This window comes from Tissierella sp. P1 (genome assembly GCF_002266425.1).
Taxonomy (GTDB): domain Bacteria; phylum Bacillota; class Clostridia; order Tissierellales; family Tissierellaceae; genus Tissierella; species Tissierella carlieri.
Genome location: NZ_NPMN01000079.1, coordinates 1 through 1,511, shown reverse-complemented (window position 1 = coordinate 1,511; position 1,511 = coordinate 1). Strand labels below are relative to the sequence as shown.

The window sequence follows — 1,511 nt, the reverse complement described above, 5'->3', positions numbered from 1 at the left end:
CCTCAGCTACATCTACTCTAGCTTCCTTAGAATAATACCCATAAGCTTCCGCTACTAGAGTATACTCACCAATTGGAGATCTCATAAAGAATTTACCTGTAACAGGGTCAACTTTAACACTTCTTCCCGTTTCCAATACTGTTACTACAGCATCAGATATTGGGATTCCTGCAAATACCATTGGCATATTTTGAACTTCTATATCTTCTATTGTTTCAAGATTATTTGTTCCTGTTCTATTTAATTTATAATTAGGTGCTGATGGTTCTATATAATCTGCTTTCTTAGAATCTCTTCTTATCAACTCTGTTTCTTGTACTGGTCCTGGTTTTGATGCTGATTCTGTAGTACCTACCATAACAAATACATCATCTATATACCAGCCCGTATATGCAACTGAGCCATCTGAATGGAAAAAGAATCTAATCTTTACTGTATTCCCAGCGTAAGCAGCTAAGGATATCTCTTCATTAGCCCATGCTTGAACTCTTCTACCATATTTTCCACCTTCTGCAGGAGTTATATTGGTCCAAGTAGCTCCATCATCTGTAGAGATTTGTACTTGCCCATAATCATATAAAGTAGTTGTTCCTTCCATATCAACCCAATGATTGAATGTCAATACCGAATTGCTTCCTTCTGGAAGTACTATAACTGGACTAACTATATAGCTGTCACTGCTCATAGGATAGTTGCCCCCTAAGTTCGTTGCCCATAGTTTTGTTCCTGAAGCAGCTCCATCAGGTCCTGATGTTGGCACTCCCCACGCCCATGGGTTAGCAGTTCCCCCAGTAGTAAATCCTCCATCATTATTTTCAAAATCCGTACCAAATATAGTAGTAAATGCTAAAGCTGTAGCAAATACTTCCTCTGTATTTTCACTGATATTACCTGATAAATCTTCTGCATTTATTACATAGTAATACATTGTGTTAGGATTTGTTTCTGAATCTATAAAGCTATTATTATTGATTTCTCCTATCTTAACATATCCTTCACCTGATGTTTCTGAGCGATAAATATTATAATGTGATAAATCAGCATCTGGCGAATGATTCCAGCTTAATTTAATTCCTCTCATATTAGCTTCTGCTGTTAGATTAGTAGGTATTGCTGGTGCATCATTATCTTGAGCCATTAGTCTTACATTGTCTATATACCATCCTGCTCTCTGACCTGATGAATCAGATGTAAATCTAAATGCTACAAATACTGGTTCTTGAGATCCTATATAATTTCCAAGATTCACAAGTGATTCCTTCCAATTCATGGCATTGCCTGTTATGATTCCCCTTGCTTCAGTCCAAGTTTCACCATAATCATTTGTGATTAGAACATATCCTTTATCATAATTATTTTCCATCTCATACCACTCATAGAATCTTAGTGAAGCAGTTTCTAAATTTCCATCTCTTAAATCTATTGGAGGAGTAATCATCCAGCTATCAGCACTATTTGGATAATTTCCATCTAATGTAGTTGCTGCTAATTTTTCTCCTTCAAATGGATTC

The 1,511-nt window shown here is 36.2% G+C and carries 1 protein-coding gene; it reads right to left on the bottom strand.

The window, feature by feature from the left end; genetic code table 11:
• Nucleotides 1-1,511: choice-of-anchor J domain-containing protein (locus CIW83_RS21785; protein ID WP_201260100.1), on the bottom strand; the 1,511-nt coding region annotated here is incomplete at both ends.